This window comes from Methylobacterium sp. ap11 (assembly GCF_900110515.1).
GTDB lineage: Bacteria > Pseudomonadota > Alphaproteobacteria > Rhizobiales > Beijerinckiaceae > Methylobacterium > Methylobacterium ajmalii.
On record NZ_FOEB01000001.1, the window covers coordinates 14749 to 30488 of the forward strand.

A 15740-nucleotide genomic window follows, 5' to 3' on the forward strand; every position below is an offset into this window, starting at 1 on the left:
TCCGAGACTCTTCCGAGTAACGTCAGCGCCTGATCGATGCAACCGCCAGGATGACGCCGCCATCCCGGCGCCCTCGACATTCGCCGCCGACCGGTTATCCGCACACTTTTCATCCGGACACTTAATTCTGTCGCAACGTCATTCTGGCATGGTCGCCGCGTGGCATCCGGCGGGAGTTCGGGACCGTGGTGACGACAGCAGCGACCCCGTGGACGGCGCAGGCGGCGTCCATCGCGCCCTCGAAGAACTCGGTCTCCGGCGGCGCCGTCCCCGCACCGCAGGCGGCGGGGGCGGCGAAGCCGGGCGCGGAGGCGGGCAAGACGCCGTCGACCGGGCTCGGGGCCGCCGCAATCGTCGTGCTCAGCGCCGCCGCGCAGGCGCGGCTCGCCGAATCCGGCGGCCCGGGCGTGTCCCGCGCGACCTCGCTCGACGACCTCGTGCGGGAGCGCACCAAGGCCCTGGCGGACAGGATCAGCGGGGCGATGGCCCAGGCGAACATCACGACCGACGGCCCGATCACGTTCAAGCACGACGGCAGCGGCGCCATCACGACCGACGGCCCCTCCCGGAAGGCCATCGAGACGCTGTTCAAGGACGACCCGGACCTCGCCAGGGAGTTCAAGGACGTCGCCGCGCTCCACGGGATGCAGGCGATGCAGAAGGTCCTCGAGGCCCTCCAGGCGGAGGTGAAGGCGGCCAAGGACGACGACGGCCGGAATGCCGCCTATGGCCGCTACACGGTGCGGCTGGTGAAGCTGCAGGACGTCTCGGGCACGATGACGCTCGAGGCCGGCACTCTGCGGTCGCGGAGCGTCGCCCTCGCCGACGCGATGGTGGGCGGGGACGCTGCGGGCACCGAGACCCGGGAGGCCGCCGCGCGGCCGGCCTCCCGGACGGCCTGACGAACTCCCCTGCCGGCGCGCCGCGCGGGTAAGGCCGGCCCGCGATCGGGACCCGCCCGGGTCACCGATCCGCCGACGGGTCCCGCGGCGCCGGGGATCGCAGCCGCACCGCCTGGGCCAGGCGGATCAGCTCGCGTGCGGTCAGGCCGCGGCGGTCCTGCTGCGACCAGATCTCGGCCGCCTCCCGTTTCGGCCCCTGGCGCGTCCCGCCGGGGGCCGGGGCCCCCTGGCCGGGCCGCGGCTCGTCGCGCGCGCCGCCGCGGCGCCCCTCGCAGGACCGGTCCGTCCGGCGAGAGGCCGGGGCCAGGATCCGGTAGGCTCCCGCCGCCGTGCTCACGCGCGCTTCCATGCGGATTCCCATGCGAAGGCTCCCGTGCGAAATCCGGCGCATGGTTAGCGAAGCGTGGCGGTTTGCGGAATTCTTGAACTTGCGCGGCGGCGCGCTACCCCGCCGGCGGCCCGGCCGTGCGGGGGCCCGGCCCGCCGGAACGCCCGCCGCTCCGGGGCGAATGTGTGGGCCATCAGCCGGCGACGCGGTTCCTGTTCCCCGCTGCGCCGACCCTCCCGCGACCACCCGGCCCACTGAGCCTCACAGGCTGGCGGGGAGAACTGGTCCACCGCCAACTCGTCGTCGCGAGCCCCCTCACGGTCCAGCCTGTCGGCGGAGCCGGAGCGCCACAGGGTACGTCCACGAGGGAGACGAGTCGTCTAGCAGGTCGCCGCCGGGGGGCAAGGACGTTCGGGGGCGCGGGGCGGTTTGCCGCCCCCCCGGGAGCCCGGACCGGCCCGTCCTTTCTTCCCTTGCGTCATGCGCCGCGAGCATGGCCGTTGTGCAATGCGGTCGATTGTGTTGTGCGCCGCACCATGAGAGAAGGGGGCCGTACCGCCGCGATGGCGTCGCGGCGGTGCAGCCCTCTTTGGGCGTTTCCTCCCTAGACTTCGGGCCGCCTCGCAAGGGCGGCCTTTTTTTGTTGCGGTGACGACAGGCCGGCGACACTGTCCGCCGCCGGGCCGCGGTGGCGCGGGATGCCTGGGGTCGAGGAACCGAGCGATGGATCGTCCGCGCAGCGTCGGCATCGCCTGGTACGAGCCGGGCGACTATCCCCTGATCCTGGAGGCGGTGGCGGATTCCGGCCTGCCCGGGAGCTACGCGACCTGGCTGATGTCGGCGACGCAGGTCGAGCGCGAGGTGGCGCGCAGCGGCGTCGAGGTCCGGCGGGTGCGGATCGAGCCGGAGGCCTTCCTGGAATGGTGCCGCGCGCAGGACCGCGCGCCCGACGCGAAGGCGCGGGCCGCCTTCGTGCAGGACGCGCAAGCCCGAGGCTGACGAGGCCAAATACCTGGAAAATGGAAGCCCTGCCCGCCCAGCATGGTGAAGGCGGCGGCGGTGGCGTCGTCGCTCGACAGGAGCAGGAGGTCCGGGGCGGCCCGCCCGATCGTCGCGAGCCGGGCGAGGTCGCCGGTGGAATCCAGGATCCCCCGCACCCGCGGCAGGGCGGCGAGCCGCGCGAGGGTCGCGGGCGCGAGGTCGATCCCGGTCCGGGCCGGCACGGTCTGGACCAGGAGCGGCAGGCCGACCGCCGTGACGATCGCCGCGTAGTGCCAGTAGAGCCCGTCCTGGGTCGGGCGGTTGTAGTAGGGCGTGACCGCCAGGGTCGCGGCGGCGTCCCGGGTGCGGGCGACGCTCGTGCGGGTGCAGTTGCTGCCGGTGGCGGCGATCACAGGCACCCGCCCCGCCGCGGCCTCGAGGGCGATCCGCAGCACCCGGACGCGCTCCGGCTCGGTCAGGGTCGGCCCCTCGCCGGTGAGGCCGGCGACCACCACGCCCTCGCTGCCCTGCGCCACCTGCCGGGCGACGAGGTCGCCCAGCGCCCGCTCGTCGAGCCGGGTCCCGCCGGCCGCGAACGGCGTGACGAGGGCGGTGAGCGCACCACCGAGGCGGCAGGGCAGGCTCGAAGGCGGGCGCGGACGCCTCACGGGACGAGGGCCAGGGGGGCGCTGGCGAGGCGCACCGCGTCGGGCCGGCGGCCGGTCTCGGCGGCGGCGTAGGTCAGCGCGTCCCGGCGGGTGCGGAAGATACCGCCGCACAGGCCGTGGGTCTCGACGGCGAGCCAGTGGCCCTCGGCACTCTGGCCGACGAGGAAATCGAGCGGGAGACGGGCCGGGACCGGGGCCGGGGCGGAAACGTCCAGGGATCGGGGCATCGACGGGATCGGGTTCGCGCGGCCGTCCTGGGGCCGCGGCCTCAAGGTGTCCCTCGCCCCGTAGGGATTCGAGGCGGACGGCGCGGGCGCCGCATAAGGATCCCGTGGGGATCCGGCCGAAGCGGGACCGGTTCTGGCGGGGCCTCAGGGAGCCAGGCCGTAGACCCCGTCGCCGAGCCGGCGGAAGACCGCGCCGCCCTGTGCGCGCTTCCACAGCCGGGTGTTGAGCGCCGCCACCGGATCGTGACCCGGCAGGGTCAGGCCGCGGGCGGCGAGCCGCTCCCAGATCTCGGCGGCGTGCATCGGCCGGCCGGCGGCGGACAGGATCTCCTCCGCCGCCTCGATCAGCCGGCGCCCCTCGCGGCGGGCCGCGCTGCCGGCGGCGGGGGATTCCACGGTCGGCTGCGCGGTAGGATTCATGGGCGCGACCGGCGCGGACGCTGCCGGTGCGGGCCCCGGGCGCGGCTGCGCGACCGGAACGGGGGCAGGGACGGGATCGGCGATGCCCGGCCGGGCGAGCCGGCGGCCGAGATCGAGGTAGAGCTCGTGCTCGGCGATCGCCCGGTCGAGGGCGGCGCGCTGGCGCCGCAGGTCGTCCAGCCGGGCCTCCGTCTCCGCTTCCGACAGGAACATGGGCGCCTCTTGGAATATTCCATTATCCAGCAACGGCCACGAGACCCGCCGGGAATAGATAGGATAGGAATATTCCACAGCTCGGCAAGCCTGTCGGTCCGTCCCCTCCCCAGGGAATTCTGCCGCGCGGGACATCTCCCGTGTTCCCTCGGCTCGGGCCTCCGCGCCCGGTTCCACGCCTCGGACCGGTGGATCGGTTTAGAATGAATTCGAAACATTCCATACGAGCCATTACCTCTCGCTCCGCCATCCGGAAATCTCGGCCGGCACGCCGCGACGCGGGGTTGTACGAGAGGGGAACCGCCCGGCCCCGCCGCCGCGACGCGGCGGCGGGGCCGTGTGCGGGCGTTGTCGAGCAGGGTGCCGATAACCTCCATCGCCCTGCCCTCCGCCCCGGGACAGGCGAGGTCGTCCGGGACGGACACGTCCCGGGCCAGAGAGGCGCCTTCGGGCAGGCGCCGGTCCCGGAGCGGGCGCCGCGATCAGCCAGCGGAGCCACGCCACAAGGCCGAAGCGCGTATTATCGGGCGGCCCCAAGCCCGACCCGTCCCGCGAGGAGCCTGGCCGCGGCGCGTCTCCACCCCCCCGAGCTTGCGCCGCAGGCGCCTCGAGGGCACCACCCGTCCCTGCCGGCGAGCAGCCGGTATTCCGGCCCGGCTCACCGCGCGGGTGCCGAGCATCGCGGCGGAGAGCGGCGCGGGCGAGGCGGCCACCGGAGCCGCACGGCCATGTCCCTTGTTCGCGGCGTCCTCACCGGCCCGGCGGCGAGCGACGGTCCCTCAGGCGGCCCCTGCCCCGGCGGCCGCGGCCTTGCGGCGGGCGGCCTTGGGGGGCACCAGGAGCAGGCCCGGATCGGTCGGCATCAGCTGCAGGCCGGCCTCGTCGAGGCTGAGCGGGAGCTTCGGAAACACTTCCTTGACGTGGGCCACGTCGGCCTTGAACGCCTGGCGGAAGCTGCGCAGGGAGGCGTTGTCGGCGCCGAACTGCTTGTGCACCGTGTCCCAGGTCAGGCGCAGGGGCCGCTGCAGGCTGCGCAGGCGGTAGCCGACCCAGAACAGCAGGTCGAGCTTGCGCGCCGAGCCCGAGAAGGCCCGGGCGGCCCGGATGTCGACCGGCAGGGCGTGCTGGACCAGGTTGTCGTAGAAGTCCTGGTGGAACTGCACCGTCTTCGACCAGGCGATCCCGTCCTGCCCGTCGGCGCGCCAGAGGTCGAGCTGGCGGAAGGGCGGCATGGTGAGGGTCGAGGAGCGCGACTGCCCGTCCCACAGGCCGATCTGCATCGTGCAGGCGGCGAGCCGATGCAGCTGCTCCTTGAACTGCCGGATCGTGCCGCGCTCGCCGCCGGTGACGGCGAATCCCATCTCGCGCATGAAGCCCGACAGGCTGTCGGCGACCTCGACCGTCGGGCTGCGCTGGCGCACCGCCTCGGTGCACAGGTGCAGGAGCACCAGCCGAGCCTTGGGGCCGTAGGGCAGCCCCTGCAATTCCATCTGGCCGGTCGTCGGGTTCTTCAGCCGGCCGGCCAGGAGGCTCAGCGTGTTGCGGCCGTATTCGCGAAAGAATTCCCGCTCGTCGCCGGGGTCGCGGTAGGGCAGGCCGCAGAGCGCCAGCACGGAATGGATGTGCTGGATCGTGTCCGGCGTCACCGGCTCGGCCTCGATCACCAGGCGCACCGCGTCGCGGCGGCGCTGGTCGCGCCCCATGGCGGCGCGGGTCTCCTGCCGGCGGCCGGCCTCCGCCCGCTCGGCGTCGCGCAGGGCCTGGCGGTGGGCGATGTGCTCGACGATGACCGCGTACAGGAACCCGCCCCGGGCCGCTTCCAGCTCGGCCAGCAGGTCCTCGTCGTGGATCGCCGCGATCTTGGCCTCGATGCTCATGCCTGCCGGTCTTGCCTGACGCCCGCTTCGGGTTCCGCGGCCGTCCTCGCCGGCCCGTGGTCCAAACCGTCATGCACGATTCGGCTCCCGGGATTCCGTGGCCCGGGACGGGTTATCCCAAGATTCCCGCGAGTCGTCCCCGTTATCCCGCGCCGAATCCGGCACCGGCCCGCCGAAGCGGCCGTGGAGGGGCCGGGGAGGCTCGGGCGCAGGGCCCCGGCGGTCCTCGCCCCTCCCCGCCCCCGCGGCCCTGTGGCCCGGCTGTTGAAGGCCCTGTGCATCGTCCTGTGCACCGCCCTGGGGATCGGCGGTGGCCGGGCCGGCGGGCAAGCCTGTGGGCGGGGTGGGCGGATCCCGGTGGGGCACCGGTGGAGGGGCGGCGCAGAGTTCGATACGGGGTCGGATCCCGGATCTCCCGGCCGCGCAGAGTTCGATACGCGGGCGCCAATCGAAACCGGCCGGATTCCGGGGACTTGGCCGGGGCCCGACGCCGAATCCGATGCGCGGGCACGCAGAATCCGATGCGCGAACCCCCGGAATCCCCGCAGAATCCAATGCGGCTCCACGCAGAGTCCGATGCCGATCCACGCAGACCCGTATGCGCAACCACCCCACAAACCCTTGTCACGGTGAGGAAATTCGCTCCTCCATATAATCCACATAACTGACTCTCTGAGAATCCATGACTGATAAGTCACCTATAGGCCCGAGACAGGGTTCGTTTTGAAGAACGATCGGAGGCGCCTTCGGCGCCGATCGGATACAATCTGCACAACAGTAGGAATTTAAGGAATAAGCGAGGTTTGACAGGGCCCTGCCCTCCCCCACCGGGCGCTTCCCCGGGGGCCTGCCGGCGCCTATGAGCGGGGCGAGGCGCCGCCCGGGGCGGCGCGGACGGATGGCTGAGCGACCATGAGCACCACCCCGATCGCGCGGCTTCTCGGGATCATGGCGCGCTTGCGCGACCCGCAAGGCGGCTGCCCGTGGGACCTGGCGCAGACCCATGCCAGCATCGTCCCCTACACGATCGAGGAGGCCTACGAGGTCGCCGAGGCGGTGGAGACGGGCGATCCGGAGGAGCTGCGCGACGAGCTCGGCGACCTCCTGTTTCAGGTCGTCTTCCAGGCCCGGATCGCCGAGGAGGCCGGCGCCTTCGGCTTCGACGACGTCGCCACCGCCATCGCCGACAAGATGGTGCGCCGCCACCCCCACATCTTCGGCGACTCGAAGGACCTCGACCCGGCGGCGGTGAACGCGCAATGGGCGGCGATCAAGGCCGAGGAGCGGCGCGCCAAGGCGGCCCGCGCCGCCGCCACCGGGCGCCCGCCCGCCCCGGCGGGCACCCTCGACGGCGTGCCCCTGGCGCTGCCCGCCCTCGCCCGGGCGGAAAAGATCTCGGCCAAGGCGGCGTCCGTCGGCTTCGACTGGCCGGACGCCGCCGAGGTCGTCGCGAAGGTGCGCGAGGAGACCGACGAGGTCGTGCAGGCGCTGGCCGGCGAGGGCCCGGAGGCGGTGGCCGAGGAGATCGGCGACCTCCTGTTCTCGGTCGCCAACCTCGCCCGCCATGCCGGAATCGATCCGGAGGAGGCGCTGCGGCGGGCCAACCTGAAATTCCAGCGCCGCTTCGCCGCCATGGAGGCGGAGGTGACGAAGGACGGCCGCCCCCTGACGCAAGCCGGCCTCGCGACGATGGAGGAGGCCTGGGTCGCGGTGAAGCGGCGGGAGCGCTGAGCCCTCTCCATGAAAGTACCGTCGGGCGATCGGGCTTGACCGTCGATCGGATGTGAGAAAATCTCTCATTCATGAGAGACGATCTCCCGCTCGAACCCGTGCCCGACCCGCGCGCCGCGTCCGACGAAGCCGCGGCGATCGACCGGCGGCTGGCCGCCCGGCTCGCCGCCCTGCGCCAGGAGCACGGCCTGTCCCTCGACGCCCTCGCGGCCGCGAGCGGCATCAGCCGCCCCACCCTGTCGCGGCTGGAGCGGGCCGAGACCAGCCCGACCGCCTCGCTGCTCGGCCGGCTCTGCACCGTCTACGGCCGGCCGATGTCGCGGCTGCTCGCCGAGGTCGAGGCCGACCCGGCGGAGGTCGTGCGCCACGCCGCGCAGGCGGTCTGGGTCGATCCCGAGACGGGGTTTCGCCGCCGCGGCGTCTCGCCCCCGGCCCGGGATTTTTCCGTCGAGCTCGTCCACGGCACCCTGCCGGCCGGCGCCAGCATCGCCTACGCGGCCCCGCCGGTCGGCGGGCTCGAGCATCACCTCTGGATGCTGGCGGGCCGGCTCGACCTCGCCCTCGACGGAATCGTCCATGCCCTCCTGCCCGGCGATTGCCTGCGCTACCGCCTCGCCGGTGCCTCCCGCTTCACCAGCCCGGGCCCGGACGAGGCCCGCTACCTGATCGCGATCGGCCGGCCGTGAGAGGATTCGAGACCATGCCCCGCATCGAGACCCTGTCGGCCGACGCGGCCGAGGCCGCCCTGCCCGACCTCGCCGCCCTCCTCCATGCCTGCGTCCTCGACGGGGCCAGCATCGGCTTCGTCCTCCCCTTCACCCTGTCCGAGGCGGAAGGATTCTGGCGCGACGGGCTGCCGGCATTGCGCAGCGGCGCCCGCCGGCTGCTGGTCGCGCGGGACGGCACGGGCGTCGTCGCCAGCGCCCAGGTCGGCCTCGCCGGCCCGCCGAACGGCCGGCACCGGGCCGAGATCACCAAGGTGCTGGTCCACCCCCGGGCGCGCCGCCGCGGCCTCGGCCGGGCGCTGATGAACGAGGCCGAGGCGGTGGCCCGGGCGGAAGGGCGCTCGCTCCTGGTCCTCGACACCCGCTCGCACGATGCCGGCGAGGCGCTCTACCGCTCGCTCGGCTACGCCGTGACCGGCGTGGTGCCGGACTACGCCTGCTCGCCCGACGGCGTGCCGGAGCCCTGCACCTTCATGCACAAGCGGCTTCCGGGTAGCGCACCCCGGTCTGGAGCCTGACGAATTTTTGATACGCCGATCGCTTGCGCGCAATCGAATACTCGGGTCATGTCGCGCCGGGCCGAATCGGCCCCGCGAAGGGATGACCGATCATGACCCGTTCCCCGATCCGGCGTACGCTCCTCGGCGCCGCCCTGCTGCTCGCCGCCGTCCCGGCCGCCTCGGCGCAGGACGCCTCCACGGCCGAGCAGACCATCGCGGCCATGACCAAGATTTTTGGCGATCATCCCGGCAAGCGCTCGAACCACGCCAAGGGCGTGGTGGTGGAGGGCAGCTTCACCCCGTCGGCGGAGGCCAGGACCCTGAGCAAGGCCGGCGTCTTCTCCGGTGCCGCCGTACCGGTGACCGTGCGCTTCTCCGACGCGACCGGCCTGCCGCAGATCCCCGACGGCGCGCCCGAGGCCAACCCGCACGGCCTGTCGATCAAGTTCAAGCCCGCCGACGGCTCCGAGATGGACGTCGTCACCAACTCGCTGAAGACCTTCCCGGTCGCCACCGGCGAGGAGTTCCGCGACCTCCTGGTGGCGATCACCAAGAGCGGCCCCGGTACCGCCAAGCCGACCCCGGTCGAGCAGTTCATGGCCGCCCACCCCAACGCCCCGAAGGCGCTCGCCACCGCCAAGACCCCGTCGAGCTTCGGCCGCCAGGTCTATAACGGCGTCAACGCCTTCATCCTGGTCGACGCCGCCGGCAAGCGCACCCCCTTCCGCTACCGCATCGTGCCGGTGGCCGGCGAGGAGATCCTGAGCGCCGACGACGCCAAGGCCAAGGGCCCGAACTACCTCGTCGAGGAGATGCCGGCCCGCCTCGCCAAGGCCCCGGTGGCCTTCCGGGTCGAGGCACAGATCGCCCAACCCGGGGACTCGACCAAGGACGCGACCGTGGCCTGGCCGGAGGACCGCCGCTTCGTCGATCTCGGCACGCTCACCCTGACCAAGGCGGTGCCCGACAGCGAGACCGCCGAGAAGGCGCTGCTGTTCATGCCCAACAACCTGCCGGACGGCGTGGAAGTCTCGGACGACCCGCTGATCGACGCCCGGGTCCAGGCCTACGCGATCTCGTTCGGGCGCCGCTCGCAGTGAGGTTTTTGACGCGCGGCGCGGCCCCTCAAGCCGGCGCCGCGCGCCTCTATGCCGCCTCGCGGTACCCTGAACTCCTGACGTAAAACCTCTCCGGGATGGAGTAGTGGGAGCAGGTCTTCGGTTTCCAGTTCGATCGCAATGGGGTGGTCGTCGGATTTTAAGTCTATGCGAGATCCTGTTTGATTTTTGAAGCGACGGATCATCTGTATCGTCATCTTCCAATTCATAATCTCATCCTGAGATATTGTTTGAGCGGTTTTGAATTTTAAAAAATTAAAATAACTATGATTTATCCTACCCTCTGCCTCATCCTGAGGTGTTAGTCGATCAAAGATCGACTGACCTCGAAGGAGGGCTCCAGGGATCTCGGCGATTTCTGGAGCCCTCCTTCGAGGCTCCCTTCGGTCGCACCTCAGGATGAGGTGAGAGGGTAGGGTAATCGTGAATCTCTCAAGTCTTGATTTAAAATATCATACTCAAACAGTCTCTGAGGTGTCAGTCGATCAAAGATCGACTGACCTCGAAGGAGGTCTCCAGAAGCCTCGGTGATGGCTGGAGCCCTCCTTCAAGGCTCAGCGATCTCCGATCGCCAGCACCTCAGGATGAGGTCATGGATGGGGGATTCGGTGGACTCCGTCCGACAGGCCTCGGAGCAGCGAAAATGAAGGGTGCCGATTCTGTAGGCCACCAGGATCGCACGATCTTTCCGCCTTGAGGAGATCGTCGTTGCGGTCGGTCCATCCCACCGCTACCCCACCTCCATGCTCTCCTTCCTCACGGCCAACCTGCGCTGGCTCGCGGCCGGGTTCCTGCTCCTGTTCTGCGGCTGCTTCGGCCAGACCTTCGTGGTCGCGCTGTCGGGCGGGGCGATCCGGCGGGAGTTCGGGCTGTCGGACGGAGCGTTCGGGGCGCTCTATGCCGGCGTCACCCTGGCGGCCGCATTGGCGCTGGCGGGGCTCGGCGGGCTCATCGACCGCTGGCCGGCGCCCCGGGTGGTGAGCCTCGCCGCCGGCCTGCTCGCCGCCGGCGCCGCGCTCCTCGCGCTCGCGCCGAACCTCCCCGGCCTCGCCGCCGCCCTGTTCCTGCTCCGCCTCGCCGGCCAGGGGCTGATGCTGCAGACCGCCTATACGCTGCTCGGGCGCTGGTTCTCGGCCGAGCGCGGCCGGGCGGTGTCGCTCGCCGCCACCGGGCTCAATGCCGGCCAGGCCTGCCTGCCCCTCGCCCTCGTGGCCGCCGCGGCGGCAATCGGCTGGCGCGGCGCCTGGTTCGGGATCGCCGTGCTCCTCGTCGTCGCCCTGCCGCTCGCCCGCCATCTCGTGCGGCGCGAGCGGGTGCCCGCGGCGGCGGAGCGCGCCGGGCCGAGCGAGGGCGCGACGCGGGCGCAGGCCCTCGCCGACCCCTACCTCTACGGGTTGCTCGCCGCGATGCTGCCGCCCTCCTTCATCAGCAACACGATCTTCTTCCATCAGGCGCATCTCGCCGAGAGCCGCGGCTGGTCGCCGGAGGTGCTGGCCGCCGCCTTCCCGCCCTACGCGGTGGCGACCTTCCTGTGCCTGCTCGCCGCCGGCCGCCTGGTCGACCGGTTCTCGGCCCTCGCGCTGCTGCCCGTCTACCTGGTGCCGTTCGGTCTCGCCTGCCTGGTCCTCGGCGGGGTCTCCGCGCCGTGGTCCGCCTTCGCCTTCATGCTGCTCTACGGCGTCACCGACGGGATCTCGCTCACCCTGTTCGGCGCGCTCTGGCCGGAGGTCTACGGCACCCGCCATCTCGGGGCGATCCGCGGCGCCATCGTGGCGATCATGGTGCTGGGCACGGCGCTCGGCCCCTTCCTGTCGGGGCTGCTGATCGATGCCGGCGTGCCGTTCTCCGGGATCGTCGTCGGGTTGGGCCTCTACTGCCTCGCCGTCTCGGCCGCCTTCTGCCTCGTCCGGCGCCGGCTCGCGGCGCATCTGCGCGGTCGCCGGTTCGCGGCGGCGTGACCCGCGCCATGGACCGGGCCTACCGCTTGGGCCGGGACTATCGTTTGGGCCAGGTCCAGGACGGCGGGTCGTGGTCGGGCGCGAGGGTTTCGCCGAGGCGCTTCTCCAGGGTGATGCGGGCCGCGCCCTCGCGCTCCAGGGCCGCCACCAGGGCGGCGGCGTGCGACACCACCAGGATCTGCGTGGCGTGCGAGGCCCGCGCGATCAGCGCGGCCAGCGGCGCCAGGAGGTCGGCGTGCAGGCTGGTCTCGGGCTCGTTCAGCACCATCAGCTCGGGCGGGCGCGGCGACAGGAGCGCCGCGGCGAGCAGGATGTAGCGCAGCGTCCCGTCGGAGAACTCCGCGCCGCGCAACGGGCGCAGCAGCCCGTGCTGTCGGAATTCGAGGGTGAAGTGGTCCTCGCCGCTCGCCACCGACAGCTCCGCCCCCGGAAAGGCTTCGGTGATGGTCGCGTCGAGGGCGTCGCGGTCGCCGATCTCCAAAATGGTCCGGACCGCCGCCGCGACGTCGGCGCCGTCGCCGGCCAGCACCGGCGTGCGGGTGCCGATCTGCGGCCGGCGGGCCGGCGCGTCGCGGTCGGTGCGGAAATGGTCGTAGAAGCGCCAGGCCCGCATCCGCTCGCGCAAGCGCAGCACGTCGAGGGCGTCGCGGGGATCGGCGCCGTGGGTCATCAGGCTGTCGAAGGCGGGAAGGTCGTGCAGGGCCTCGGTCCAGGCGCCGATGCCGTCGCGCAGGCGCACCAGTGGTCCCTTCCGCTCGGCGAAGACGTTGGCCCGCCCGACGATCGGCCCGGTCCAGACGCTCTCGGCCTTGATCTCGGGATCGTGGGAGAAGAACGTGCCGGCAAAGGACGGCGGCGGCAGGCCGAGCGCGATGGCGTAGCCGACCTCGTCGTCGGAGAAGCCGAGCTTCAGCTCGACCGGACGGCGCCGCACCGTGCCTTCGACCCGCTGCGAGCCGTCGAGGACCCGGCGCCCGAAGGTTTCCGGTCCGGCCCAGAGCGCCGAGGCAAAGCCCCCTTCGCGGGCGAGCGACGGGATCGCCCGCCCCTGCGCCACCTCGGCGAGGAGGCGCAACGCGCGGTAGAGGCTCGACTTGCCGCTGCCATTGGCCCCCGTCACCACGGTCAGCCGGTCGAGGCCGAGCACGATGTCGCGCAGGGAGCGGTAGCCGGAGATGGCGAGGCGGTGGATCGGCATCAGGACATTTCCTGCCCGGGCACCTCGACGGGAGGTGCGTCGAAGGCCTTCTCATCTCGTGGATCGGTCCCAGCTCAACCCCGCGTGAGTGGGACGGCCGTGACGAACCGGGCGTGTCCGTCCGGTCGGACCGACCAGACGGTTCTCACGCGTGGAGCGCGACCGTCTGGCGATTGGATCGGTCCCTCGAAGATCAGCTTGCGGTCACCGGCACTCGAAGTCTCGTCACGTACGAGGTCGCCTTTGGTTGGATGTTCCAAAAGAGCGAAGGCAAGCCGATTGGGGTCTGCCGGAGAAAACCCGAAACGGATGAAGTAGCGGGCTTTCGGCCCACCGGCCTGATGCGTCTCATTCAAGAGGTAATGGCTGATTTTGCGCGGCTCGATCAGCCACTCCGATGGTTGATCCGTCAAATCAGGTCGTGGCACATCAGATCGTGGGTCGGGCGACAAGCGTTAGATCGTCCGAATCGATCGTCGCCAAGGCGCCGGGAGGCTGCGCAAACTCGACCTCGTAGGCTGCGCCACCGCGCCAGACGCCGACGACCGTGCCCTCGGAGCCCGCCGCGATCCGATCGCCGTCATCCGTGACGATGGCGACATTGATCCTGACGTCGTCGAGGTCCTGGAACCTCGACTGCGGCTCGCTGCGCCGCATCAAATAGACCGTATCCGCTGTCATGTCGTGAGGTTACCCGTCGCAAGGGATTCCGCAAGCATCGGCGAACGCAGCCTACCCGCCCCCCCGCAACCGCCGCGCCCCGCCGAACCGGTTGAGGAAGCGCGGCTCCTTCTCGGGGGCGATCCGCACCACGAGGTGGGTCGCCCCCTCGCCGTCCTCGCGCCGGTCGAGGACCTCGGCGTTCTCGTAGAGCCAGTGCAGCTCGGCGCCCTGCGCCGGCTCCAGGATCACCGCGAAGCTCGTGCGCGCCTCGGCGATGCGGGCCTCGATCCGGGCCATCAGGCGGTCGATGCCCTCGCCGGTGAGCGCCGAGAGCAGCACCGGTCCCGCGCTCTGCCCCCCGTTCGACCGGCTCAGGTTGAGCAGGCGCTCGCGCTCGGGCGCGTCGAGGAGGTCGGCCTTGTTCCAGACCTCGATCACCCGGTCGGTGTTCGGCTCGATGCCGAGCTCGGTCAGCACCTGGGCGACGTCGGCGCCTTGAGCCTCCGCGTCCTCGTGGGCGATGTCGCGGACGTGGAGCAGGATGTCGGCCTCGATCACGTCCTCCAGCGTCGCCCGGAAGGCGGCGATCAGCATGGTGGGCAGATCGGAGATGAAGCCGACGGTGTCCGACAGGATCGCGGTCTCGCCGTGCGGCAGCTTGATGGCGCGCGCCGTCGGGTCGAGGGTGGCGAACAGCATGTCCTCGGCCAGCACCTCGGCCCGGGTCAGGCGGTTGAACAGGGTCGACTTGCCGGCATTGGTGTAGCCGACGAGCGCGACGATCGGGTACGGCACCCGGCGCCGGGAGCGGCGGTGCAGGCCGCGGGTGCGGGTGACGGTCTCGAGCTCGCGCTCGATCCGGGTCATCCGCTCCTGGATCATCCGCCGGTCGGCCTCGATCTGGGTCTCGCCCGGGCCGCCGAGGAAGCCGAAGCCGCCGCGCTGGCGCTCGAGGTGGGTCCAGGACCGCACCAGCCGGCTGCGCTGGTAGGCGAGGTGCGCGTGCTCGACCTGCAGCGTGCCCTCGCGGGTCGAGGCGCGCCGCCCGAAGATCTCCAGGATCAGGCCGGTCCGGTCGATGACCTTGACGCCCCAGGCCTTTTCCAGGTTGCGCTGCTGCACCGGCGAGAGCGCGCAATCCATCACCACGAGGCGGATGCCGTCGGCCTCGATCCGCCCGGCGATCTCCTCGACGCGGCCCTTCCCCAGGAAGGTCGAGGGCCGGATCTGCTGCACGGTGACGAGGAGCCGGTCGGCGACGTCGAGCTCGATCGCGGCGGCCAGGCCCACCGCCTCGTCGAGGCGGGCGAGCGGCGCCCGGGGTTCGGCTCCGGCGTCGCGCCGGGTCTGGTAGGGGCCGATCACCAGCGTGCGGGTCTCGGCCGCGATCGCGGCTTCCGGCTCGGCCTGGCGTTGCAGGCGGATCTCGCCCGGTGTCCGCGGTTCCATCGTGTCTCCGGCTGCTCCCGAAAAAGGCCGGGAGTCCATCGGACAGAGGTTGGATGGAGCGGGGCCGGAATCAAGCGGCGGCAGGGGTGCGCCCGACGAAAAACAGGCCGCACGCGGCGGCCTGGATGAAGTCGGCGTGCCGCTCGGGCGGCACGGAGGCGCGGCGGCGGGCCGGCGAGGCCCGGCCGCGCGGGGTGCTGGCCGCGAGCCGGCGGCGGGATCAGGCCTTCTCGGCCCCCTCCTCGCCCTGCTCGAACAGCTGCACCGGATGGCCCGGCATGATGGTCGAGATCGCGTGCTTGTAGACGAGCTGCGAGTGCCCGTCGCGCCGCAGCAGCACGCAGAAGTTGTCGAACCAGGTCACGACACCCTGCAACTTCACGCCGTTGACCAGAAAGATCGTCAGCGGAATCTTGTTCTTGCGAACGTGGTTGAGGAAGGTGTCCTGCAGATTCTGAGCGCGTTCGCCCGCCATTCTTCTTGTCCTTTGAACCCGCTGCCAGTCCCTGTTGACGGGTCGGTCCGTGTTGTTGTGCTGCGGGAGGCGCGGCGCGCCGCCCCGGGAACCGGCCGCCCCATTATCACGGTGAAGCTCGCCCGGGCGCAAGTGCAGACTGGCCGCAGGGAAAGCTCCCCGGGCCGCCGAACCGCCGTATCCGGCCTTGCGCGCGATCCTGTCGCGTCCCGGCCACAGGCCCGCCTAGCAGAAAGCCCGGGGTCTGGCACCGGGAAATTGTCGGCACCGAGAAAACTTGGCACCGAGAAACCTTGGCACCGAGAAA

16 protein-coding genes are annotated in these 15740 nt (G+C 71.6%); 6 read left to right on the forward strand and 10 right to left on the reverse strand.

The window, feature by feature from the left end; translation table 11 throughout:
* The first annotated feature begins 185 nt into the window (after window positions 1–185).
* Entirely contained in the window at window positions 186–902 is a 717-nt protein-coding gene (locus BMX97_RS00080; protein ID WP_091744237.1) for a hypothetical protein, read from the forward strand.
* Between the two features lie 61 nt (window positions 903–963).
* Here the strand turns inward: BMX97_RS00080 and BMX97_RS00085 are convergent, their stop codons facing one another.
* From BMX97_RS00085 to BMX97_RS00105, 5 genes are all read right to left on the reverse strand, one after another.
* Window positions 964–1251: a hypothetical protein gene (locus tag BMX97_RS00085; protein ID WP_143074525.1), complete on the reverse strand. Its 288-nt coding sequence runs from the start codon at window positions 1249–1251 to the stop codon at window positions 964–966.
* Between the two features lie 797 nt (window positions 1252–2048).
* Window positions 2049–2879, reverse strand: a complete 831-nt coding sequence (locus BMX97_RS00090; RefSeq protein WP_143074526.1) for a dihydrodipicolinate synthase family protein — start codon at window positions 2877–2879, stop codon at window positions 2049–2051.
* A complete protein-coding gene (locus BMX97_RS00095) occupies window positions 2876–3106 on the reverse strand; it encodes a hypothetical protein (RefSeq protein ID WP_048429614.1) in 231 nt (76 codons plus the stop codon). Before BMX97_RS00095 ends, BMX97_RS00090 begins: the two co-directional genes overlap by 4 nt.
* A gap of 144 nt (window positions 3107–3250) precedes the next feature.
* Window positions 3251–3739, reverse strand: a complete 489-nt coding sequence (locus BMX97_RS00100; RefSeq protein ID WP_091744243.1) for a winged helix-turn-helix domain-containing protein — start codon at window positions 3737–3739, stop codon at window positions 3251–3253.
* A gap of 779 nt (window positions 3740–4518) precedes the next feature.
* Window positions 4519–5616, reverse strand: a complete 1098-nt coding sequence (locus BMX97_RS00105; RefSeq protein WP_091744245.1) for a replication protein RepA — start codon at window positions 5614–5616, stop codon at window positions 4519–4521.
* A 912-nt stretch (window positions 5617–6528) separates the two neighbouring features.
* On the opposite strand from BMX97_RS00105, the gene mazG reads away from it, so the two are divergent.
* From mazG to BMX97_RS00130, 5 genes are all read left to right on the forward strand, one after another.
* Complete coding sequence (gene mazG, locus BMX97_RS00110; RefSeq protein ID WP_091744247.1) at window positions 6529–7347, forward strand: nucleoside triphosphate pyrophosphohydrolase; 819 nt, start codon at window positions 6529–6531, stop codon at window positions 7345–7347.
* A gap of 71 nt (window positions 7348–7418) precedes the next feature.
* Entirely contained in the window at window positions 7419–8033 is a 615-nt protein-coding gene (locus BMX97_RS00115) for a helix-turn-helix domain-containing protein (RefSeq protein WP_091744249.1), read from the forward strand.
* Window positions 8034–8047: 14 nt separating this feature from the next.
* Window positions 8048–8590: a GNAT family N-acetyltransferase gene (locus BMX97_RS00120; RefSeq protein WP_091744251.1), complete on the forward strand. Its 543-nt coding sequence runs from the start codon at window positions 8048–8050 to the stop codon at window positions 8588–8590.
* A gap of 92 nt (window positions 8591–8682) precedes the next feature.
* Window positions 8683–9672 carry a catalase family peroxidase gene (locus BMX97_RS00125; RefSeq protein ID WP_091744253.1) on the forward strand — a complete coding sequence of 330 codons (990 nt, stop codon included), beginning with the start codon at window positions 8683–8685 and terminating at the stop codon, window positions 9670–9672.
* A 761-nt stretch (window positions 9673–10433) separates the two neighbouring features.
* Window positions 10434–11648 carry an MFS transporter gene (locus BMX97_RS00130; RefSeq protein WP_091744255.1) on the forward strand — a complete coding sequence of 405 codons (1215 nt, stop codon included), beginning with the start codon at window positions 10434–10436 and terminating at the stop codon, window positions 11646–11648.
* Window positions 11649–11685: 37 nt separating this feature from the next.
* Here the strand turns inward: BMX97_RS00130 and BMX97_RS00135 are convergent, their stop codons facing one another.
* The 5 genes from BMX97_RS00135 to hfq all read right to left on the reverse strand — a co-directional run bounded on the left by BMX97_RS00135 (window position 11686) and on the right by hfq (window position 15433).
* A complete protein-coding gene (locus BMX97_RS00135; protein WP_091744257.1) occupies window positions 11686–12846 on the reverse strand; it encodes an AAA family ATPase in 1161 nt (386 codons plus the stop codon).
* Between the two features lie 74 nt (window positions 12847–12920).
* A complete protein-coding gene (locus BMX97_RS34300; RefSeq protein ID WP_348273107.1) occupies window positions 12921–13274 on the reverse strand; it encodes a DUF6883 domain-containing protein in 354 nt (117 codons plus the stop codon).
* A gap of 1 nt (window position 13275) precedes the next feature.
* On the reverse strand, window positions 13276–13503 hold the full coding sequence (locus BMX97_RS00145; protein ID WP_244538197.1) for a DUF4926 domain-containing protein: 228 nt from the start codon (window positions 13501–13503) through the stop codon (window positions 13276–13278).
* 75 nt (window positions 13504–13578) lie between these two features.
* Entirely contained in the window at window positions 13579–14958 is a 1380-nt protein-coding gene (gene hflX / locus BMX97_RS00150; protein ID WP_091744264.1) for a GTPase HflX, read from the reverse strand.
* 220 nt (window positions 14959–15178) lie between these two features.
* Window positions 15179–15433 (reverse strand): RNA chaperone Hfq, encoded by a 255-nt coding sequence (gene hfq / locus BMX97_RS00155; RefSeq protein ID WP_048429571.1) that lies wholly within the window; start codon window positions 15431–15433, stop codon window positions 15179–15181.
* Window positions 15434–15740: the final 307 nt, after the last annotated feature.

Bases quoted from the DNA above. Each gene is read 5' to 3' on its own strand.
- BMX97_RS00135 (WP_091744257.1), bottom strand. From the start codon at position 12,846: ATGCCGATCCACCGCCTCGCCATCTCCGGCTACCGCTCCCTGCGCGAC.
- BMX97_RS00125 (WP_091744253.1), top strand. From the start codon at position 8,683: ATGACCCGTTCCCCGATCCGGCGTACGCTCCTCGGCGCCGCCCTGCTG.
- BMX97_RS00100 (WP_091744243.1), bottom strand. From the start codon at position 3,739: ATGTTCCTGTCGGAAGCGGAGACGGAGGCCCGGCTGGACGACCTGCGG.
- hfq (WP_048429571.1), bottom strand. From the start codon at position 15,433: ATGGCGGGCGAACGCGCTCAGAATCTGCAGGACACCTTCCTCAACCAC.
- BMX97_RS00085 (WP_143074525.1), bottom strand. From the start codon at position 1,251: ATGGAAGCGCGCGTGAGCACGGCGGCGGGAGCCTACCGGATCCTGGCC.
- BMX97_RS00095 (WP_048429614.1), bottom strand. From the start codon at position 3,106: ATGCCCCGATCCCTGGACGTTTCCGCCCCGGCCCCGGTCCCGGCCCGT.
- BMX97_RS00145 (WP_244538197.1), bottom strand. From the start codon at position 13,503: ATGCGGCGCAGCGAGCCGCAGTCGAGGTTCCAGGACCTCGACGACGTC.
- mazG (WP_091744247.1), top strand. From the start codon at position 6,529: ATGAGCACCACCCCGATCGCGCGGCTTCTCGGGATCATGGCGCGCTTG.
- BMX97_RS00105 (WP_091744245.1), bottom strand. From the start codon at position 5,616: ATGAGCATCGAGGCCAAGATCGCGGCGATCCACGACGAGGACCTGCTG.
- hflX (WP_091744264.1), bottom strand. From the start codon at position 14,958: ATGGAACCGCGGACACCGGGCGAGATCCGCCTGCAACGCCAGGCCGAG.
- BMX97_RS00120 (WP_091744251.1), top strand. From the start codon at position 8,048: ATGCCCCGCATCGAGACCCTGTCGGCCGACGCGGCCGAGGCCGCCCTG.
- BMX97_RS00130 (WP_091744255.1), top strand. From the start codon at position 10,434: ATGCTCTCCTTCCTCACGGCCAACCTGCGCTGGCTCGCGGCCGGGTTC.
- BMX97_RS00115 (WP_091744249.1), top strand. From the start codon at position 7,419: ATGAGAGACGATCTCCCGCTCGAACCCGTGCCCGACCCGCGCGCCGCG.